Genomic DNA, 16892 nt, shown 5'->3' with positions numbered 1-16892 from the left:
ATAGGCGCGAAGCCGGCAAGACGACTTCGCGACCGAAATGTGGCGGTGCGATAGCATGTGGTTCCGGGCCGCGCAATCGCTGATTGCCCATCATAAGCGGCGATTTTGCCGCGCCTTTCAGCTCTTCAAAGGAAGCTTTGCGGATCGACATCGACCGCGACCCGGACCGAGCCCTTGGGCCTGGGCGCCCGTTTCAGCCAGCCGCGCAGGTAATCCTGCAGGTTGATCTCGCGCGCCGTCTTGACGATCAGGCGCATGCGATGGCGCCCCCGCAGCACCGCCAGGGGCGCTTCCGCCGGCCCCAGCACCATGATTCCGTCGCCGGCCTCGGCCGAGCGCGCCAGAGCCCGCGCATGGCTCTCGGCCTCCGCCTGGCTGTTGGCCGAGACGATCAGCGCCGCCAGTCGGCCGAAGGGCGGCAGGCCCGCCGCCTCCCGCGAGGCCTCCTCTGCGGCATAAAACCGCTCCGGATCGCCCGAGATCAGAGCTTTCAGCACGGGATGCTCGGGGTCATGCGTCTGAAGCAGGGCGCGGCCCGGCTTTTCGCCCCGCCCCGCGCGGCCCGTCACCTGTCGCAGCGCCTGGAAGGTTCGCTCCGCCGCGCGCGGATCGCCGGAAGTCAGCCCGAGATCGGCATCGATCACCCCGACCAGCGTCATTCCCGGGAAATTATGGCCCTTCGCCACGAGCTGCGTGCCGATGACGATATCGAACTCGCCTTCAGCCACCGCCATCAATTCCTGCTTCAGCCTCTCCGTCCCTCCCGGAAAGTCGCTGGAGAGCACGATCGAGCGCGCCTGTGGAAAAAGCGTCGCGACCTCCTCGGCCAGCCGCTCCACCCCCGGCCCGCAGGCGATCAGGCTCTCGGGCTTGTGGCAGGCCGGGCATTCATGCGGCCGGCGCTCGACATGGCCGCAATGATGGCAGACCAGCGCCCGCCGGAAACGATGATCGACCAGCCAGGCCGAACAGTTCGGGCACTGGAAGCGATGACCGCAGTCCCGGCATAGCGTCAGCGGCGCATAGCCACGCCGGTTGAGGAAGAGCAGCGACTGCTCCCTGGCCTCCAGGTTGGCCTCGACTGCCTTGATCAGCGCGCCCGAAAGCCAGCGCCCCCGTTCCGGCTTGTCGCGGCGCAGGTCGACGAGGCCGAGCTGCGGCAACTCGCGCCCGCCGAAGCGCTCCGGCAGCTTGAGATGGACATAGCGCCCACGCTCGGCATTGACGCGGGTCTCCAGCGAGGGTGTCGCGGAAGCGAGAACCACCGGCGCGTTCTCGATCCGGCCTCGTACCACCGCCATGTCGCGCGCATGATAGGAGACGCCGTCCTCCTGCTTATAGGCGCTCTCATGTTCCTCATCGACGATGATGAGACCGAGATCGCTATAGGGCAGGAACAGCGCCGAACGGGCGCCGGCCACGACCTTGGCCTCGCCTGATGCGATAGCCGCCTGCAGGCGCTCGCGCTTGCGGCCGGTCACGGCCGAGTGCCACAAGCCGGGCCTGACACCGAAGCGGGCCTCGAAGCGGTCGATGAACTGCGCGGTCAGCGCGATCTCCGGCATCAGGATCAGGCTCTGGCGGCCGAGCCGGATCGCCTCCGCGACGGCCTCGAAATAGACCTCGGTCTTGCCGGAGCCCGTGACGCCTTCGAGCAACGAAACGCCGAACGCCTTCGCCTGCACCGACCTGACCAGCGCCTGCGCGACTTCGCCCTGCCCGTCCGAGAGTTCCGGCACGGCATGGTCGGGATCGGGCAAGGCTGCGATCGCCTCGCGCGGCAGGGGCTCGATGATGAAGGTGCCGGCATCGACGAGGGAATCGATCACGGCCGCGCTGACCGAGGCCGCCTCCGCCAGCGCCGATTTCGCGATCAGCAGCCCGCCTTCGGCCGCAGCGATGGCCCGCGCCCGCGCTGGCGTCATTCGCCCCGGCGGTGGGCCCGCCAGCCTGACGCCAAGTTTAGGCCGCTCGGGCGTATCGTCGGGCTGCCGCCGCAGGGCCAAGGCCAGCACGGAGCCCTTCGGCGCCAGCGTATACCAGGCCACCCAGTCGACGAGCTTGCGCAGCGCCGGATCGAGCGGCGGCATGTCGTATTTTTCGGTGACCTTCTTGAGATTGCCGCCACGCCCGCTACCGACATCCCAGACGACGCCGACGGTCTCGCGCGGCCCGAGGGGCACCTGCACGACATCGCCGGGTTTCAGCACGAGCCCGGCCGGCACGGCATAGCTATAGGCCTGGTCGAGCCCGAGCGGGATCAGCACGTCGACCGTGCCGGCCGGCGCCTCTTCGCTCATACTGTCGTTGATCAGGTCGAACTGCGCCATCTTTACAAATAAGGCCGTGTCATCCCGGGCGACCGGAGGGAGACCCGGGATCCATGCCGGAACGGTTCAGGCATGGATCCCGGATCGGCACCGCTGACGCGGCTTGTCCGGGACGACGGCGTGTTTCCCAAGCCAGTGTCTAGCATCGATTCGGCTGGTGTTAAGGCAGGAGCGCCATGCTACCCGCATGACCGACTTCGACTCCTTCCGGCGCGACTGGCTTTCGCACCTCTCGGCCGAGCGGCGCCTCTCGCCGAAGACGCTTGAGGCCTATTCCCGCGATCTCGGCCAGTTCCACGTCTTTCTCACCGAGCATCTCGGCGGTGCGCCCTCGCTTTCCGACATCGCGGCGCTGAAGCCGGTCGACCTGCGCGCCTTCCTCGGCCAGCGCCGCCGCGACAATGTCGGCAACCGCACTTTGATGCGCCAGCTCGCGGCTTTGCGCTCCTTCGCCCGTTTCGGCGAGCGCCAGGGCAAGCTTACTGCCGCAGCCTTCGCCGCGACGCGGGGTCCGCGCCTCGGCAAGTCGCTGCCGCGCCCGCTCGAACCCTCGGCCGCCCGCGCCGTCACCCAGGCCGACACCCGCGCGGGCGAAGAACGCGAGCAATGGATACTGGCTCGCGACGCCGCCGTGCTCGGCCTGCTCTATGGTAGCGGCCTGCGCATCTCGGAGGCACTCTCGCTTGCCCGCACCCAGGCGCCGCTTCAGGCCGGCGATACGCTGACTGTCATCGGCAAGGGCAGCAAGACGCGGATGGTGCCGGTGCTGCCCGTCGTGATCACCGCCATCGCCGAATATCTCAAGCTCTGTCCCTGGCGCCTGCCGCCGGAAGGCCCGCTCTTCGTCGGCGCCAAGGGCGGGCCGCTCTCGCCGCGCATCATCCAGCTCGCGGTCGAGGGCTTGCGCGGCGCGCTCGGCCTGCCTTCATCGGCCACGCCGCATGCCCTGCGCCACTCCTTCGCGACGCATCTGTTGGGGCGCGGCGGCGACCTGCGCGCCATCCAGGAACTGCTCGGCCACGCCTCGCTCTCGACGACGCAGATCTACACCCGCATCGATTCGGCCCGCCTGATGGCGGCCTATGACGCCGCCCATCCGCGCGCCGGGCGCTGAGGCCACCCTGCCCTCTTGCTGCCCGAGCGGAAAGCCTTAAACAGCGCCGCCACCATGGCGCTACGAGGTGATTCGTGTCCGGTTCCGTCGAAATGCCCGAGGGCGGCAACAAGCGCATCGCCTTGCTGATCGCGCTGCTCGCGCTCACCCTCGCCTTCTCCGAGATCGGCGGCAAGAACGCCGAGCAGGAGGCCGTCGCCAAGAATATCGAGGCCTCCAATCTCTGGGCCTTCTTCCAGGCCAAGACGATCCGCGGCACGACGGTTCGCACCGCCACCGAGGCGCTGGAGGTCGAGCTTGCCGGCGTCACCGACGAGGCCGCCCGGCAGCGCCTGACTAAGCGCATCGAGAGCTGGAAGCAGACCGCCGCGCGCTATGATTCCGAACCGGAGACCAACGAGGGCCGCAAGGAGCTCGCCGCCCGCGCCAAGGCGGCCGAAGCTCAGCGCGACATCGCCGCCGCCCGCGACGACAAGTTTGACATCGCCTCGGGCCTGATCCAGATCGCGATCGTGATCTCGTCCGCCGCGATCATCACCGGCGTCAGCCTGCTCGCGGTCACCGGCGGCCTGCTCGGCATCGCCGGCATCGCGTTGATGGCGCTTGCCCAGTTCGCCCCGACCGCCTTGTTCTGAAGAGACTACCGGGCCCGCCGCAGCCGCGGATCGACCGCATCGCGCAGGCCGTCGCCGAGCAGGTTGAAGCCCAGCACGGTCAAGGCGATCGCCGCGCCCGGGAAGATCGCGAGCCAGGGCTGCGCCGCCATGAAGGTCTGGGCTTCGTTGAGCATCCGCCCCCAGGACGGGTTCGGCGGCTGGGTGCCCAGTCCGAGATAGGACAGGCCCGCCTCGGCCAGCACCGCCAGCGCGAACTGGATCGTCGCCTGCACCACCAGGATACCGGCAATGTTGGGCAGGACATGGCGCAAGGTGATCTGCCGGTTGTTCAAACCGGCCGCCCGCGCTGCCTGGATGAAATCCTGCGCCCAGACCTGCAGAGCCGCGCCGCGCGCGAGCCGGGCGAAATAGGGCAGGTTCAGCACGGCGATGGCGACGACCGCGTTGAGCATGCCGGGGCCGACGATCGCGGTCATCATGATCGCGGTGAGCACGGCCGGGAAGGCATGGGTGAAGTCGGCCGTGCGCATGATTGCATGGTCGAGGAGGCCATCGCGCCGGACAGAAGCCGCGAGCCCCAGCGTCGTCCCGACGACCATGCCGATGCCGACAGCACCCAAACCCACGGCCAGCGAATTGCGCGCGCCGACCATGATCATCGAGAAAACGTCGCGGCCGAACTGGTCGGTGCCGAACCAGTTCAAGGCGGACGGGCCCTTGAGCCGGTTCAGGATCATCATCTGCGTCGGCTGGTAGGGCGTCCAGACATAGGAGATGAGCGCCGCAGCGACGACGAGCACGGCCAGCCCCACGCCGATCACGAAGGAGGGCGCGAGCCACCAGTGCCGCTTGCCGCCCGGCGCCTTGTCCTCAACCGCGCTCATGCTTGCCTCAGGCGCGGGTCGAGCAGCCCGTAGAGCAGTTCGACCGCGAAATTGATCAGGATCGCCAGTCCCGCGAAGAGCATGACGAGGTCCTTGACCACGATCAGGTCATGCTGGGCGATGGCCTGAAAGACCAACCGCCCCAGCCCCGGCAGCGCGAAGACGTTCTCGATGATGATCGCGCCCGCGATCAGCACCGAGAACTGAAGGCCGAGGATGGTGACGACCGGGATCAGCGCGTTGCGCAGCGCATGCCGGCGCATCGTCGTGCCTTCGCTCAGGCCCTTGGCGCGGGCGGTGCGGACGAAATCCTCCTGCAGCGTGTCGAGCATGGAGGAGCGCGTCACCCGCGCGATGATCGCCGCCTGCGGCAGGGCGAGCGCCAAGGCCGGCATCAGCAGGGCTTTGAGCGAGACGCCGATCCCCGCTTGCCAGCCCGGAAAGCCACCGGCCGGCAGCCAGCCGAGGCCGACTGCGAAGACCAGCACGAGCAGGAGGCCAAACCAGAAATTGGGGATGGCGAGCCCGGCCTGCGCGAACGCCATGACACCGGCATCGGCCAGCCTGCCATGGCGCGAGGCTGCGAGCATGCCGAGCGGGATGCCGATCGCCATGGCCAGCGCGATCGCCATCAGCGCCAGCGGCAAGGTCACCGCCATACGCTCGGTGATGAGTTGCAGCACCGGCACGCGGTAGGTATAGCTCTGGCCGAGATCGCCCGTGACGAGCCCGCCGAGCCAGATGAAGAAGCGCAGCGCGGCCGGCTTGTCGAGCCCCATCTCGGTGCGCAAGGCCGCCAGCGCTTCGGGCGCGGCATTGAGGCCGAGCGTCACCGCCGCCGGGTCGCCCGGCAGGATTTCGAGCACGACGAAGATCACCAGCGCCGCCGCGAGCAGGGTCAGGCCCAGCGCGACGAGCCGGCGCAGGATATAGCCGATCACGCCGTGGCCCTATCCATGCGGTCATCCCGGACAAGCGGCGAAGCCGCGCCGATCCGGGATCCATGCCGGAACGCTCCCGAGACAGGTTCAGGCATGGATCCCGGGTCTCCCTTCGGTCGCCCGGGATGACCCGGTTGGGTCCACGACGGTGAGCTCACCGCCAGCGCAGTTCCGCCAGCGGCGTCACCGGTAGCGGCCAATCGGTCCACATGCCCTCGAGCGCGGCGTTCGCCACCGTGATCTTGGGCAGGATGAACAGGAAGCCGTTGACCGCGTCCTGAGCCAGCTTGCGCTGCGCCTGCTTGTAGAGCTCGTTGCGCTCGGCTTCCGGCAGGGTCACCGCGATCTTGGCGATCAGCTCCTTGAACGACGGGTCCTTGTACTGGAAGTAGTAGCCGTCACGGGCATAGATATCGATGTCGAGCGGCTCGGTATGGGCGATGATGCTGAGATCGTAATCCTTGTTGCGGAAGACGCGCTCCAGCCATTGCGGGAATTCCAGCGGCTCGATCGCCGCATTGATGCCGACCTGCGCGAGCAGCGCCGCCACGATCTCGCCGGAGCGGCGGGCATAGGAGGGCGGCGGCAGCTTCAGCGTGCAGTTGAAGCCATTCGGGAAGCCGGCCTCGGCCAGCAGCGCCTTGGCCTTGGCGGGATCGTAGGGATAGGTGCCGGTCAGGTCGACATAGGCCGGGTGCAGCGGCGAGAAATGGCTGCCGATCAGGTTGACGTCGAAGCCGTAGACGCCGAGCGCGATCGTCTTGCGGTCGAGCGCATGGGCGATCGCCTGACGCACCTTCAGGTTGTCGAAGGGCGGCTTGGCATTGTTGATGCCGAGCACGGTCTCGCCCTCGGTGCCGCCGATCGTGACCTTGAGCTTGGGATCGGCCTTGAGCTGCGGCACGGCCTCCGGCGCCGAGAGATTGGTGTGGGCATCCACGTCGCCCGCCCGGAGCGCCGCGACCTGCGCCTGCGGATCGGACATGAACCGGAAGACCGCCTTGGCCAGCGCCGGCTTCTCGCCCCAGTAGCTGTCGTTGCGGGCGAGTTCGAGCCGGTCGCCGCGGTTCCAGCGCACGAACTTGAACGGGCCGGTGCCGACCGGATTGGTCTTGTTGTTGGCAGCCGTGGCCGGCGCCACGATCACCGCATCGCCCCAGGCGAGGCCGAACAGAAAATTCGCCGTCGGCTGCTTCAGCTTGATCACCACGGTCGCCGGGTCAGGTGTCGTGATCTCGGCGATCGGCGTGAAGAGCTGGCGCTGGGCGTTGGTGGAATCGGCCGCGACCGCCCGCTCGAACGAGAACTTCACCTGCTCGGACGTAAAGGGCGTGTCGTCGTGGAACTTGGCGCCCTGTCGCAGCTTGAAGCGGTAGGTGACGTTATCGTCGGCGATCTGCCAGCTCTCGGCGAGGCAGGGTTGCAGCTTGCCGGTCCGGTCGATCTTGACCAGCCCCTCGAAGATGTTCTGCAGCGTCACTTCGCGGATCGCCTGCGCGGCGCCGGAGGTCGGGTCCAATGTCGGCGGCTCCAGCGTCTGGGCGATGGTCACGCTGTCCTTCGCCTGGGCCAGCGCGACGACGGGAAGCTGCGCCGCCAGCGCTGCCAGTCCCGCCCCTGCGAGGAGTTCACGCCGCGTCATCATGTCCATCGCTCCGGTGCCGTTGCGGCGCGAGGATGGCGCGGGAAACCCGGCGAACGCAAGCCCGCTTCCAACGCAATCCCCGCTGGGTATGAAACGGCATCTGGCGCACTAGTATACCAGGCGATTGACCCCCGTCGCAGCCGGCTCTAGAGATCGGGGCGACCGATGGAGATGCCCATGCTGCTGCACGACGATCGCCTCTTTCCCGCCGATCCGGTAACGCGCGGCATCGCGCGCCGGCTCTTCGCCACGGTCCGCGACCTGCCGATCATTTCGCCCCATGGCCATACCGACCCGCGCTGGTATGCCGAGGACAATGCCTTTCCCGATCCGGCGACCCTCTTCGTCAAGCCGGACCACTATATCTTCCGCATGCTCTATTCGCAGGGCGTCCGGCTGGAAGATCTCGGCATCAACAGAAAGGATGGCGGCGAGGTCGAGACAGATCCGCGCAAAATCTGGAAGCTCTTCGCGGATCACTGGCACCTGTTCCGGGGCACGCCGACGCGGCTCTGGTTCGAGCATGCCACCTCGACCGTCTTCGGCATCAACGAGCGCCTGACGCCGGAAAACGCCGACAAGATCTACGACAGGATCGCCGCGAAGCTGGAAGAACCGGAACTGCGCCCGCGGGCCCTGTTCGAGCGCTTCAACATCGAGGCGATCAGCACGACCGAGGGGGCGCTCGACGATCTGCGCTGGCACGACATGGTCCGCGAATCCGGCTGGAGCGGCAAGGTCGTCACAGCCTACCGCCCCGACAGCGTCGTCGATCCCGAGTTCGAGGGCTTCGCCGACAATCTCGACAGATTCGGCGAATTGACCGGGGAGGATATCGGTTCCTGGACCGGCTATCTCGCCGCCCATCGCAAGCGGCGCGCCTATTTCAAGGAGCGCGGCGCCACCTCCTCCGACCATGGCCATGCCACGGCCCGCACCGCCAATCTTTCGGATGCGGAGGCCGAGAAGCTCTACGCCAGGATCCTGAAAGGCAAGGTCTCGGCCAAGGATGCCGACCTCTTTCGCGGCCAGATGCTGACCGAGATGGCCAAGATGAGCCTCGACGACGGGCTCGTCCTGCAGATCCATCCGGGCTCCCATCGCAACCACAACGCGGCGCTGTTCGAGCATTTCGGCCGCGACATGGGCTGCGATATCCCGACCGAGACGAATTACGTGGAGGCGCTGAAGCCGCTGCTCGATGCGGTCGGCAACGAGCGCAATCTCACGGTCATCGCCTTCACGCTGGACGAGACCACCTATTCGCGCGAACTCGCCCCCCTCGCAGGCCATTACCCGGCGCTGCGGCTCGGGCCAGGCTGGTGGTTCCTCGATGCGCCGGAGGCGATGCTGCGCTTCCGCGAGCTGACGACCGAGACGGCCGGCTTCTACAATACCGTCGGCTTCAACGACGATACCCGCGCCTATCTCTCGATCCCCGCCCGCCACGATGTCGCGCGCCGCGTCGATTGCGCCTATCTCGCCAAGCTCGTCGCCGAGCACCGGCTGGAAGAGGACGAGGCGGCCGAGGTCGCCTATGACCTCGCCTATCGCCTCGCCAAGGAGGCCTACAAGCTGTGACCCGCCTCTCCGCTTCCGCTCTCGCCGGCCTGCCGGCTTCCGTCCGCCGCCCGGCCTATGACCGCGCCGCGCTCAAGCCCGGCATCGTCCATCTCGGCCTCGGCGCCTTCGCCCGCGGCCATCTCGCCGAGTACACCGAGGACGCGCTGGAGAAGCGCTTCGGCGCCTGGGGCATCACCGGCGCCAGCCTCCAGCGCCCCGACCAGCGCGACCGGCTGAAGCCACAGGATGGGCTCTACACGCTGCTCAAGCTCGCCCCGGCCGGGCCGGAACTGCGTGTCATCGGCTCCGTTCTCGACGTGCTCGTCGCGCCCGAAAGCCCGTCAGCGCTGATCGCCCGGCTCGCCGCGCCCGAGACCCGCATCGTCTCGCTGACCGTCACCGAGAAGGGCTATTGCCACGATCCGGCGACCGGGAGGCTCAAGGCCGATCATCCCGATATCGTCCATGACCTCGCCAATCCCCACGCACCGCGCTCGGCCGTCGGCATCCTCGTCGCCGGCCTGAAGGCCCGCCGTGATGCAGGCCTCGGCCCCTTCACCGCGCTCTGCTGCGACAACCTCCCCTCCAACGGCCATGTCCTGCGCGGCCTCGTCCGCGATCTCGCGGCGCTGACCGACGACAAGCTCGCCGCCTGGATCGAGGCCAACGGCGCCTTCCCGGCGACCATGGTCGACCGCATCGTGCCTGCCACGACCGAAGCCGACATCGCCGAGGTCGCCCGGCTGATCGGCGCCGAGGATGCGGCTCCCGTCATCGGCGAGCCCTTCCGGCAATGGGCGATCGAGGATGTCTTCGCTGCCGGCCGCCCGGATTGGCACGAAGTTGGCGCGCAGATGGTCTCCGAGGTCGCGCCCTTCGAGTTCATGAAGCTCCGGATGCTCAACGGCGCGCATTCCTCGCTCGCCTATCTCGGCTATCTCGCCGGCCACGAGACGGTCGCCGAGGCCAGCGGCGACCCCGTCCTCGCCCGCTTCCTTGGGGGACTCTGGGCCGAGATCATCCCGACCGTGCCGGCGCCGCAGGGCGTCGTGCTCGCGGATTACGCCAAGGCGCTGCTCACTCGCTTCCAGAACCCGGCGATCCGCCACCGCACCTGGCAGATCGCCATGGACGGCTCGCAGAAGCTGCCGCAGCGCCTGCTCGGGACTATCCGCGAGCGGTTGAAGGCAGGCGCCGGAATCGACCATCTCGCGCTCGGCGTCGCTGCCTGGATGCGCTACGTCACCGGCACCGACGAGAAGGGCGGCGCCATCGACGTGCGCGATCCGCTGGTGGCGGAATTGAAGCGCCGCACGGAGACCGCCGGGCGGGACGCCAAGGCACTGGCCGAGGCTCTCACCGGCATCGAGGCCATCTTCGGAACCGACCTGCCGGGCGATAGTCGGTTTACAAAACCGGTGGTCGCCCATCTCGCCTCGCTCCTCGACAAGGGCGCGAAGGCAACGGCAGCGAGCCTCGGCTGAGTTTTCTCCGCCGTGCTCGGGTCAAGCCCGGGCATGGCGGCGAGGCCTTGATCCGCATCGGCATCCGAAGCCACATAGGTGCGATGCTTCGCGCGCTCGTCCTCGCCGTCTCGCTTCTCACCGCCGCCACGGCCCTGGCGCAGGAGCCGCCGCGCATCGCCATTCCCAATCTCTGGGACCAGCGCATCCGGCTCGACCGGCCGGAGCCCGGCCCGCCGCGCGTCGTGCGCTTTCTCGCCGATGACGACTATCCGCCCTTTCATTTCGCCGGGCCGGACGGCGCGCTGACCGGCTTCTCGGTCGAGCTCGCCCGTGCCGTCTGCGACAAGCTGGCCTGGACCTGCACGATCCAGCCGCGCCGCTTCGATACGCTGGCCGACTCGCTGGCCGAAGGCCGCGGTGATGTGCTTGCGGCGGCGATGAACCTGACTCCGGCCCTGCGCGAGCGCTTCGCCGCGAGCCATCTCTATTTCCGTGCGCCCGCCCGCTTCATGACCACGCGCGGCAACGCCCGCGCGACGCTCGACGGAACGGCCCTGCAGGGGCGACGCGTCGCGGTCGTTTCCGGCACAGCCCACCAGGCCTTCCTCGAACAGCTCATGCCTTTCGTTCAGCGCCGCGAGAGTGCCAATCTCAACGCCGCGGTGGCAGCGCTCCGCAGCGGCGAGGCGGAATATGTCTTCGGCGACGGCGTGGCGTTGTCCCTGGCGCTCGGCGGCAGCGGCGGCGAGTTCGCCTTCTCCGGCGGTCCCTATCTGGAAAGCCGCTATTTCGGCGAGGGCGTCGCCTTCCTGCTGCGCAAGGACGACCCCGCCCTGAAGCGCGCCATCGATTACGCGCTGCAGGGCCTCTGGGACGACGGGACTTACGCCCGCCTCTATCTACGCTTCTTCCCGGTCAGCCCTTACTGACCGAGCCATACCTTTGTCATTCCGGGGTGCGCCGCAGGCGCGAACCCGGAACCCACGACGGGGTGGAACATCTGATACCCGGTTGCCGGCCGCTCACCCAGTCGTGGTTTCCGGGTTCTTCGCTGCGCGAAGCCCCGGAATGACAAGGCAACCCAATCTCACGGCGCGTTGCTGGCCAGGGCCTGCTTCGCCACCGCAGCAAACCAACCGGAAGCGGCAGGCAGGATCGCGTCATTGAAGTTGTAGCGATCGTTGTGCAGGACGCCGCCTTCCACCACCGGGCCGTTGCCCATCCAGATGTAGCAGCCCGGGCGCTTCTCCAGGAAATAGGCGAAATCCTCGCCGGTCGTGCTCGCCTTCATGTCGCGCCGGACGGGCAAACCCGCGGCCTCGCCGGCAGCGGCGGCCATGTCCTCCTCCGGAGCCGTATTGATCGTGGCGACGCCATAGTTGAATTCGACCGCCGCCGTCATCTCGAAGGTCGCCGCGATGTTCTCGGCGATGCCCTGGAGGCGCGCCAGCAGACGGTCGCGCACGGCCGGCACGAAGGTCCGGAAGGTGCCTTCGATAAAGACATTGGTCGGAATCTGGTTGGAGGCGAGCCCGCCATGCACCTGGCCGATCGAGACCACCGCCGATTCCATCGGGTCGACATTGCGCGAGACGATCGTCTGCAGGGCGACGATGAGATGCCCCATCGCCACGATCGGATCGTGGGTCTGCTCGGGCAGGGCCGCGTGGCCGGCCTTGCCGGTGAGCGTGATCTTGAAGCGCCCGGCCTCCGACATCACCGGCCCGCGATGCACCGCGACGGTGCCGGCCTCCAGCCCCGGCCAATTATGCAACGCGAAGACGCGCTCCATCGGGAAGCGCTCCAGCACGCCGTCCGCGAGCATCGCGAGCGCGCCGCCCGTGCCCTCTTCCGCAGGCTGGAAGACGAACTGGACCGTGCCGCTCCAGCCGTCATCGGCCTTGAGCAGCGCCGCCGCACCGAGCAGCGAGGTGGTGTGGCCGTCATGGCCGCAGGCATGCATTACATTCGCCGTCTTCGACTTGTAGGGGAGATCGTTGACCTCCTGGATCGGCAGCGCGTCCATGTCGGCGCGCAGGCCGACCGTGCGCTCGGACGCCCCCTTCGTCAGCGTCGCCACCACGCCGTAGCCGCCGACATTGGCGACGAAGGGCACGCCGAGCTCGGTGAGCTTCTCCTGCACGAAGGCGCTGGTCATCTTCTCCTCGCGCCCGAGTTCGGGATGGGCGTGGAGATGTCGTCGCCAGGCGGTCAGCTTGTCGAGCAGGTCGCGGTCCAAGGCGGCATCCTTTCAAAGGCATGGTCGAACTGAAAAAAGACGAATGCGAACCTATACCGCCACAGCAAGCCGGCAAGGCGCTTTGCGCGAGGGCCGCACCCTCGTTTGCCGCATTTCAGGCGCCTTCTCGCATTGACGGCGGCCTTCGCAATCTGCGAAAGCCCTTCTTCGCATAAGCGATATCGCTTTCTCACTCAGGAGAGGACACCGCCCCTCATGCCCGCCTTCGACGCAGCCCTCGTTGACGCCGCCCAGCGTTCGGCCGCCTGGCCGTTCGAGGAGGCGCGCAAGCTCGTGGCCCGCATCGAGAAATCCGGCAAGAAATCGGTGATCTTCGAGACCGGCTACGGCCCCTCGGGCCTGCCGCATATCGGCACTTTCGGCGAAGTCGCGCGCACCTCGATGGTCCGCCACGCCTTCCAGGTGCTGACCGGGAACACCATCCCGACCCGGCTCGTCGCCTTCTCCGACGACCTGGACGGCCTGCGCAAGGTGCCGGACAACGTGCCGAACAAGGAATTGCTCGCCGCCAATCTCGGCAAGCCCTTGACCGAGGTGCCGGACCCGTTCGGCACGCATGACTCGTTCGGCCGCCACAACAATGCGCGGCTCTGCGCCTTCCTCGACAGCTTCGGCTTCGATTACGAGTTCAAGTCCTCGACCGACTCGTACCGCGCCGGCGAGTTCGACGCCACGCTGCTCAAGATGCTCGCCCGCTACGACGCCATGATGAAGATCATGCTGCCGACTTTGCGCGAGGAGCGGGCCGCGACCTATTCGCCCTTCCTGCCGATCCACCCGAAGACCCGCATCGTGATGCAGGTGCCGATCGACGAGGTCGATGTCGAGGCCGGCACCATCGCCTGGACCGATCCCGAGACGAAGGAGCGCTTCGTCTCCCCGGTCACCGGCGGCCATGTGAAGCTGCAGTGGAAGCCGGACTGGGCGATGCGCTGGGTCGCGCTCGGCGTCGATTACGAGATGGCCGGCAAGGACCTGATCGACTCGGTCAAGGTTTCCTCGCAGATCGCGCGTGCGCTCGACGGCACCCCGCCGGAAGGCTTCAACTACGAACTCTTCCTCGACGAGCAGGGCCAGAAGATCTCGAAGTCGAAGGGCAACGGCCTGACGATCGAGGAATGGCTGACCTATGGCCCGCCGGAGAGCCTGGCACTCTACATGTTCCAGCGCCCGCGCGAGGCCAAGAAGCTCCATTTCGACGTGATCCCGCGCGCGGTCGACGAGTACCTTCAGTTCCTCGGCGGCTACGAGAAGCAGGACTGGAAGAACCGCCTCGGCAACCCGGTATGGCACATCCACGCCGGCAACCCGCCGGCGCCTGAGGTCATCGCCTCGGGCGAAGGCGACAATGCGGTCAGGACGCAGGTCACCTTCGGCCTGCTGATGAACCTCGTCGCCGTCGCGAATTCCGAGGACAAGGCGGTGCTCTGGGGCTTCCTCCAGCGCTATGCGCCAGGCATGTCGCCCGAGACGCATCCGCGCCTCGATGCGCTGGTCGGCTACGCCATCGCCTATTTCCGCGACTTCGTGAAGCCGGCGAAAAGCTACCGCCCGGCCGACGAGGTCGAGCGCGACGCCTTTTCCAAGCTCGACGCCGCCTTGGCCGCCCTGCCGGCCGATCCGACGCCCGAGATGGTGCAGGACACGGCGCTCGACGTCGCCCGCGCGATTCCCCGCTACCAGAACCTCACCGCCAAGAACGCGACGCCGGAACGGCCGGGTGTCTCCGGCGACTGGTGGAAGGCGATCTATCAGGTGATGTTCGGCGAGGATCAGGGCCCGCGCTTCGGCTCCTTCGCGGCGATCTACGGCCTGCCCAACACCCGCGCCCTGATCGCCAAGGCGCTGGCCGGCGATCTGGTCAAAGAACATGCCGCCTTCCTCGCGGCGCGCAAAGCCGACTGACGAGCCGACGGAGCCTGCCATGACCATTCCCGACGATGCGCTTGCGGCGCTGGCGGATGTGGTCGGGGCCAGTGGCCTGCGCAATGGCGAGGCGATCCCCGCCCGCAACCGCAAGGATGCCTCCAAGACCGAAGAGGGCCTGCCCGCCCTCCTCGTCATGCCGCGGACGACCGAGGAGGTCGCCGCAGTGCTGGCGATCTGCTCTCGGCATGCACTCCCCGTCGTCGTTCAGGGTGGTATGACGGGCCTCACCGGCGGCGCCGCGCCGCAAGCCGGCGAGATCGCGCTCTCGCTCGAAAGGATGACCGGCGTCGAGGAGATCGATCCGGTGACGCGGACGATGACCGTGCTCGCCGGCACGCCGCTCGCTGTCGTGCAGGAGAAGGCGGCGGCTGCCGGCTTCCTCTATGGCGTCGATCTCGGCGCGCGCGGGACCTGCACCATCGGCGGCAATGTCGCCACCAACGCCGGCGGCGTGCAGGTGCTGCGCTACGGCATGACCCGCCGCAACGTGCTCGGGCTTGAGGCGGTGATGGCCGACGGACGCATCGTCAGCCACCTCAAGAAGGTGGTGAAGAACAATGCCGGCTATGACTGGACACAGCTCTTCATCGGCAGCGAGGGCACGCTCGGCGTCGTCACCCGCGTGCTGCTAGCGCTCCAGCCGGCGGTGACCGGCACGCAGACCGCGCTCTGCGCCGCCGGCAGCGTCGCCAATGCACTCGCGGCGCTCAACCGTCTCGAAGCCCGGCTCGGCGGCGGCCTGCTCGCCTTCGAGGCGATGTGGTCGGAATACATGAAGGCCGCGACCGAACAGGGCGGCCTGCCCGTTCCCTTTGCCGGAGAGCCCGAACTCGTTCTCGTCATCGAGGCCGCGATGGGCCCGGGCAGCACGGGCGAGGAGGTCTTCGCCGAAGCTCTTGCCGAGCTGGCGGAGGAAGGCCTGCTGGACGATGCCCTGATCGCGCAGTCCGGCCGCGACCGGCAGCGCTTCTGGGCCTATCGCGAGGCGAATTACGAGTTCTATCGCGACCTGCCGCCGGGCGTTCATTTCGACGTCAGCATTCCCTTGGGCGCCATGGCCGATGCCGTCGCGCTGCTGCGCCAGCGGGTCAAGGCCCGCAGCCATACCGCCTTCCCGATCGTCTTCGGCCATCTCGCCGACAGCAACCTGCATCTCTCGCTGCACGACGAGACCGGCGACCTCTCCGGCTTCGCCGAGATCGTCTACGAATTGGTCCGGGAAAAGCAGGGCAGCATCTCGGCCGAACATGGCGTCGGCGTGCTGAAGCGGCCCTATCTCGGCATGAGCCGCTCGGATGCCGAACTCGCGCTGATGACGACGCTGAAGCGGACGCTCGACCCCGGCAACATCCTCAATCGCGGGCGCATCCTGCCGGCTTGAGCGCTGGCGATCGGCTATGGCGCAGCGCCATCGGCTCTGCCAGACTTCCGCATCGCGGAGACGCGGAGCATGATCGACGAGATGACGCCTGACCAAGCCATCGAGCGTGCGATCCGCGCGCGCCGCGCCATCCGCGCCTTCCGGCCCGACCCGGTCGAGCCCGCCCTCGTCCACCGCCTGATCGATCTTGCCGCGCAGGCGCCTTCCGGCACCAATATGCAGCCCTGGAAGCTCAGGGTGATCGGCCCGCAGACGCGCGCGCGTCTCGAAGCCGCGCTGCTCGCTGCTGTCGAAGCCGGCGAGCGGCCGGGCGTGGAAGAGTACCGCTACTATCCCGCCCAGTTCCGCGAGCCCTATCTAGCCCGCCGCCGCAAGGTGGGCTGGGATCTCTACAGCCTGCTCGGCGTGGTCAGGGGTGATACCGAGGGCATGAAGCGTCAGACCGCTGCGAACCTGCGCTTCTTCGATGCGCCGGTCGCGCTGATGCTGACCATCGACCGCGACCTGGAGATCGGCTCCTGGCTCGATCTCGGCATGTTCATCCAGACCCTGCTGATCGCCGCGCAGGGCCATGGCCTCGATTCCTGCCCGCAGGCGATCTTCGCGCAGTTCCACCCGATCGTCCGGCGCGAGCTCGCGATTCCCGAGGACGAGGTCGTGGTCTGCGGCATCGCCATCGGCAAGGCCGATCCCGATGCGCCGGCCAATCGCCTCGTACCCGAGCGCGAGCCGGTCGAGGGCTTCACCACCTGGCTGGATTAA

At 67.8% G+C, this 16892-nt stretch carries 13 protein-coding genes; 8 read left to right on the top strand and 5 right to left on the bottom strand.

Translation table 11 applies throughout. The features are described 5' to 3' along the window. Positions 1–125 precede the first annotated feature (125 nt). Positions 126–2330 (bottom strand): primosomal protein N', encoded by a 2205-nt coding sequence (locus Q9235_RS15230; RefSeq protein ID WP_306222607.1) that lies wholly within the window; start codon positions 2328–2330, stop codon positions 126–128. Between the two features lie 187 nt (positions 2331–2517). Here Q9235_RS15230 and Q9235_RS15225 point away from each other — a divergent pair, with 187 nt between their 5' ends. Together Q9235_RS15225 and Q9235_RS15220 are read left to right on the top strand one after the other, a co-directional pair. Continuing rightward, positions 2518–3444 carry a tyrosine recombinase XerC gene (locus Q9235_RS15225; protein ID WP_422678197.1) on the top strand — a complete coding sequence of 309 codons (927 nt, stop codon included), beginning with the start codon at positions 2518–2520 and terminating at the stop codon, positions 3442–3444. A 92-nt stretch (positions 3445–3536) separates the two neighbouring features. Continuing rightward, positions 3537–4079: a DUF4337 domain-containing protein gene (locus Q9235_RS15220; RefSeq protein ID WP_306228289.1), complete on the top strand. Its 543-nt coding sequence runs from the start codon at positions 3537–3539 to the stop codon at positions 4077–4079. 5 nt (positions 4080–4084) lie between these two features. On the opposite strand, the gene Q9235_RS15215 is transcribed toward Q9235_RS15220, so the two are convergent. From Q9235_RS15215 to Q9235_RS15205, 3 genes are all read right to left on the bottom strand, one after another. After that, the gene (locus Q9235_RS15215) at positions 4085–4945 is read right to left on the bottom strand and encodes an ABC transporter permease (RefSeq protein WP_306222606.1); all 861 of its coding nucleotides are present in this window, start codon (positions 4943–4945) and stop codon (positions 4085–4087) included. Then, a complete protein-coding gene (locus tag Q9235_RS15210; RefSeq protein WP_306222605.1) occupies positions 4942–5886 on the bottom strand; it encodes an ABC transporter permease in 945 nt (314 codons plus the stop codon). The genes Q9235_RS15215 and Q9235_RS15210 overlap by 4 nt, the downstream gene beginning before the upstream one ends. A gap of 154 nt (positions 5887–6040) precedes the next feature. Next, positions 6041–7528, bottom strand: coding sequence for an ABC transporter substrate-binding protein (locus tag Q9235_RS15205; protein WP_422678378.1), 1488 nt, complete (start codon positions 7526–7528; stop codon positions 6041–6043). Between the two features lie 180 nt (positions 7529–7708). Here Q9235_RS15205 and uxaC point away from each other — a divergent pair, with 180 nt between their 5' ends. From uxaC to Q9235_RS15190, 3 genes are all read left to right on the top strand, one after another. Continuing rightward, entirely contained in the window at positions 7709–9112 is a 1404-nt protein-coding gene (uxaC, locus tag Q9235_RS15200; protein WP_306222603.1) for a glucuronate isomerase, read from the top strand. After that, entirely contained in the window at positions 9109–10578 is a 1470-nt protein-coding gene (locus tag Q9235_RS15195) for a mannitol dehydrogenase family protein (RefSeq protein WP_306222602.1), read from the top strand. Before uxaC ends, Q9235_RS15195 begins: the two co-directional genes overlap by 4 nt. Positions 10579–10661: 83 nt before the next feature. After that, the gene (locus tag Q9235_RS15190) at positions 10662–11489 is read left to right on the top strand and encodes a transporter substrate-binding domain-containing protein (RefSeq protein WP_306222601.1); all 828 of its coding nucleotides are present in this window, start codon (positions 10662–10664) and stop codon (positions 11487–11489) included. A 158-nt stretch (positions 11490–11647) separates the two neighbouring features. Here Q9235_RS15190 and Q9235_RS15185 read toward each other — a convergent pair whose 3' ends face one another. Continuing rightward, positions 11648–12799 (bottom strand): amidohydrolase, encoded by a 1152-nt coding sequence (locus Q9235_RS15185; RefSeq protein WP_306222600.1) that lies wholly within the window; start codon positions 12797–12799, stop codon positions 11648–11650. Positions 12800–13015: 216 nt separating this feature from the next. Here Q9235_RS15185 and Q9235_RS15180 point away from each other — a divergent pair, with 216 nt between their 5' ends. The 3 genes from Q9235_RS15180 (at position 13016) to Q9235_RS15170 (ending at position 16892) form a co-directional block, all read left to right on the top strand. Next, entirely contained in the window at positions 13016–14725 is a 1710-nt protein-coding gene (locus tag Q9235_RS15180; protein ID WP_306222599.1) for a lysine--tRNA ligase, read from the top strand. Positions 14726–14744: 19 nt separating this feature from the next. After that, a complete protein-coding gene (locus tag Q9235_RS15175) occupies positions 14745–16130 on the top strand; it encodes an FAD-binding oxidoreductase (protein ID WP_306222598.1) in 1386 nt (461 codons plus the stop codon). Between the two features lie 69 nt (positions 16131–16199). Next, a complete protein-coding gene (locus tag Q9235_RS15170; protein ID WP_306222597.1) occupies positions 16200–16892 on the top strand; it encodes a nitroreductase in 693 nt (230 codons plus the stop codon).

The organism is Bosea beijingensis (genome assembly GCF_030758975.1).
Taxonomy (GTDB): domain Bacteria; phylum Pseudomonadota; class Alphaproteobacteria; order Rhizobiales; family Beijerinckiaceae; genus Allobosea; species Allobosea beijingensis.
The sequence above is the reverse complement of the archived record's forward strand: the minus strand, read 5'-3'. Positions and strand labels throughout refer to the sequence as shown.

What these genes read in the sequence shown, in the direction of transcription:
- Q9235_RS15230 (WP_306222607.1), bottom strand. Translation starts at nt 2,330, where the DNA reads ATGGCGCAGTTCGACCTGATCAACGACAGTATGAGCGAAGAGGCGCCG.
- Q9235_RS15225 (WP_422678197.1), top strand. Translation starts at nt 2,518, where the DNA reads ATGACCGACTTCGACTCCTTCCGGCGCGACTGGCTTTCGCACCTCTCG.
- Q9235_RS15220 (WP_306228289.1), top strand. Translation starts at nt 3,537, where the DNA reads ATGCCCGAGGGCGGCAACAAGCGCATCGCCTTGCTGATCGCGCTGCTC.
- Q9235_RS15215 (WP_306222606.1), bottom strand. Translation starts at nt 4,945, where the DNA reads ATGAGCGCGGTTGAGGACAAGGCGCCGGGCGGCAAGCGGCACTGGTGG.
- Q9235_RS15205 (WP_422678378.1), bottom strand. Translation starts at nt 7,528, where the DNA reads ATGACGCGGCGTGAACTCCTCGCAGGGGCGGGACTGGCAGCGCTGGCG.
- uxaC (WP_306222603.1), top strand. Translation starts at nt 7,709, where the DNA reads ATGCTGCTGCACGACGATCGCCTCTTTCCCGCCGATCCGGTAACGCGC.
- Q9235_RS15190 (WP_306222601.1), top strand. Translation starts at nt 10,662, where the DNA reads ATGCTTCGCGCGCTCGTCCTCGCCGTCTCGCTTCTCACCGCCGCCACG.
- Q9235_RS15180 (WP_306222599.1), top strand. Translation starts at nt 13,016, where the DNA reads ATGCCCGCCTTCGACGCAGCCCTCGTTGACGCCGCCCAGCGTTCGGCC.
- Q9235_RS15175 (WP_306222598.1), top strand. Translation starts at nt 14,745, where the DNA reads ATGACCATTCCCGACGATGCGCTTGCGGCGCTGGCGGATGTGGTCGGG.
- Q9235_RS15170 (WP_306222597.1), top strand. Translation starts at nt 16,200, where the DNA reads ATGATCGACGAGATGACGCCTGACCAAGCCATCGAGCGTGCGATCCGC.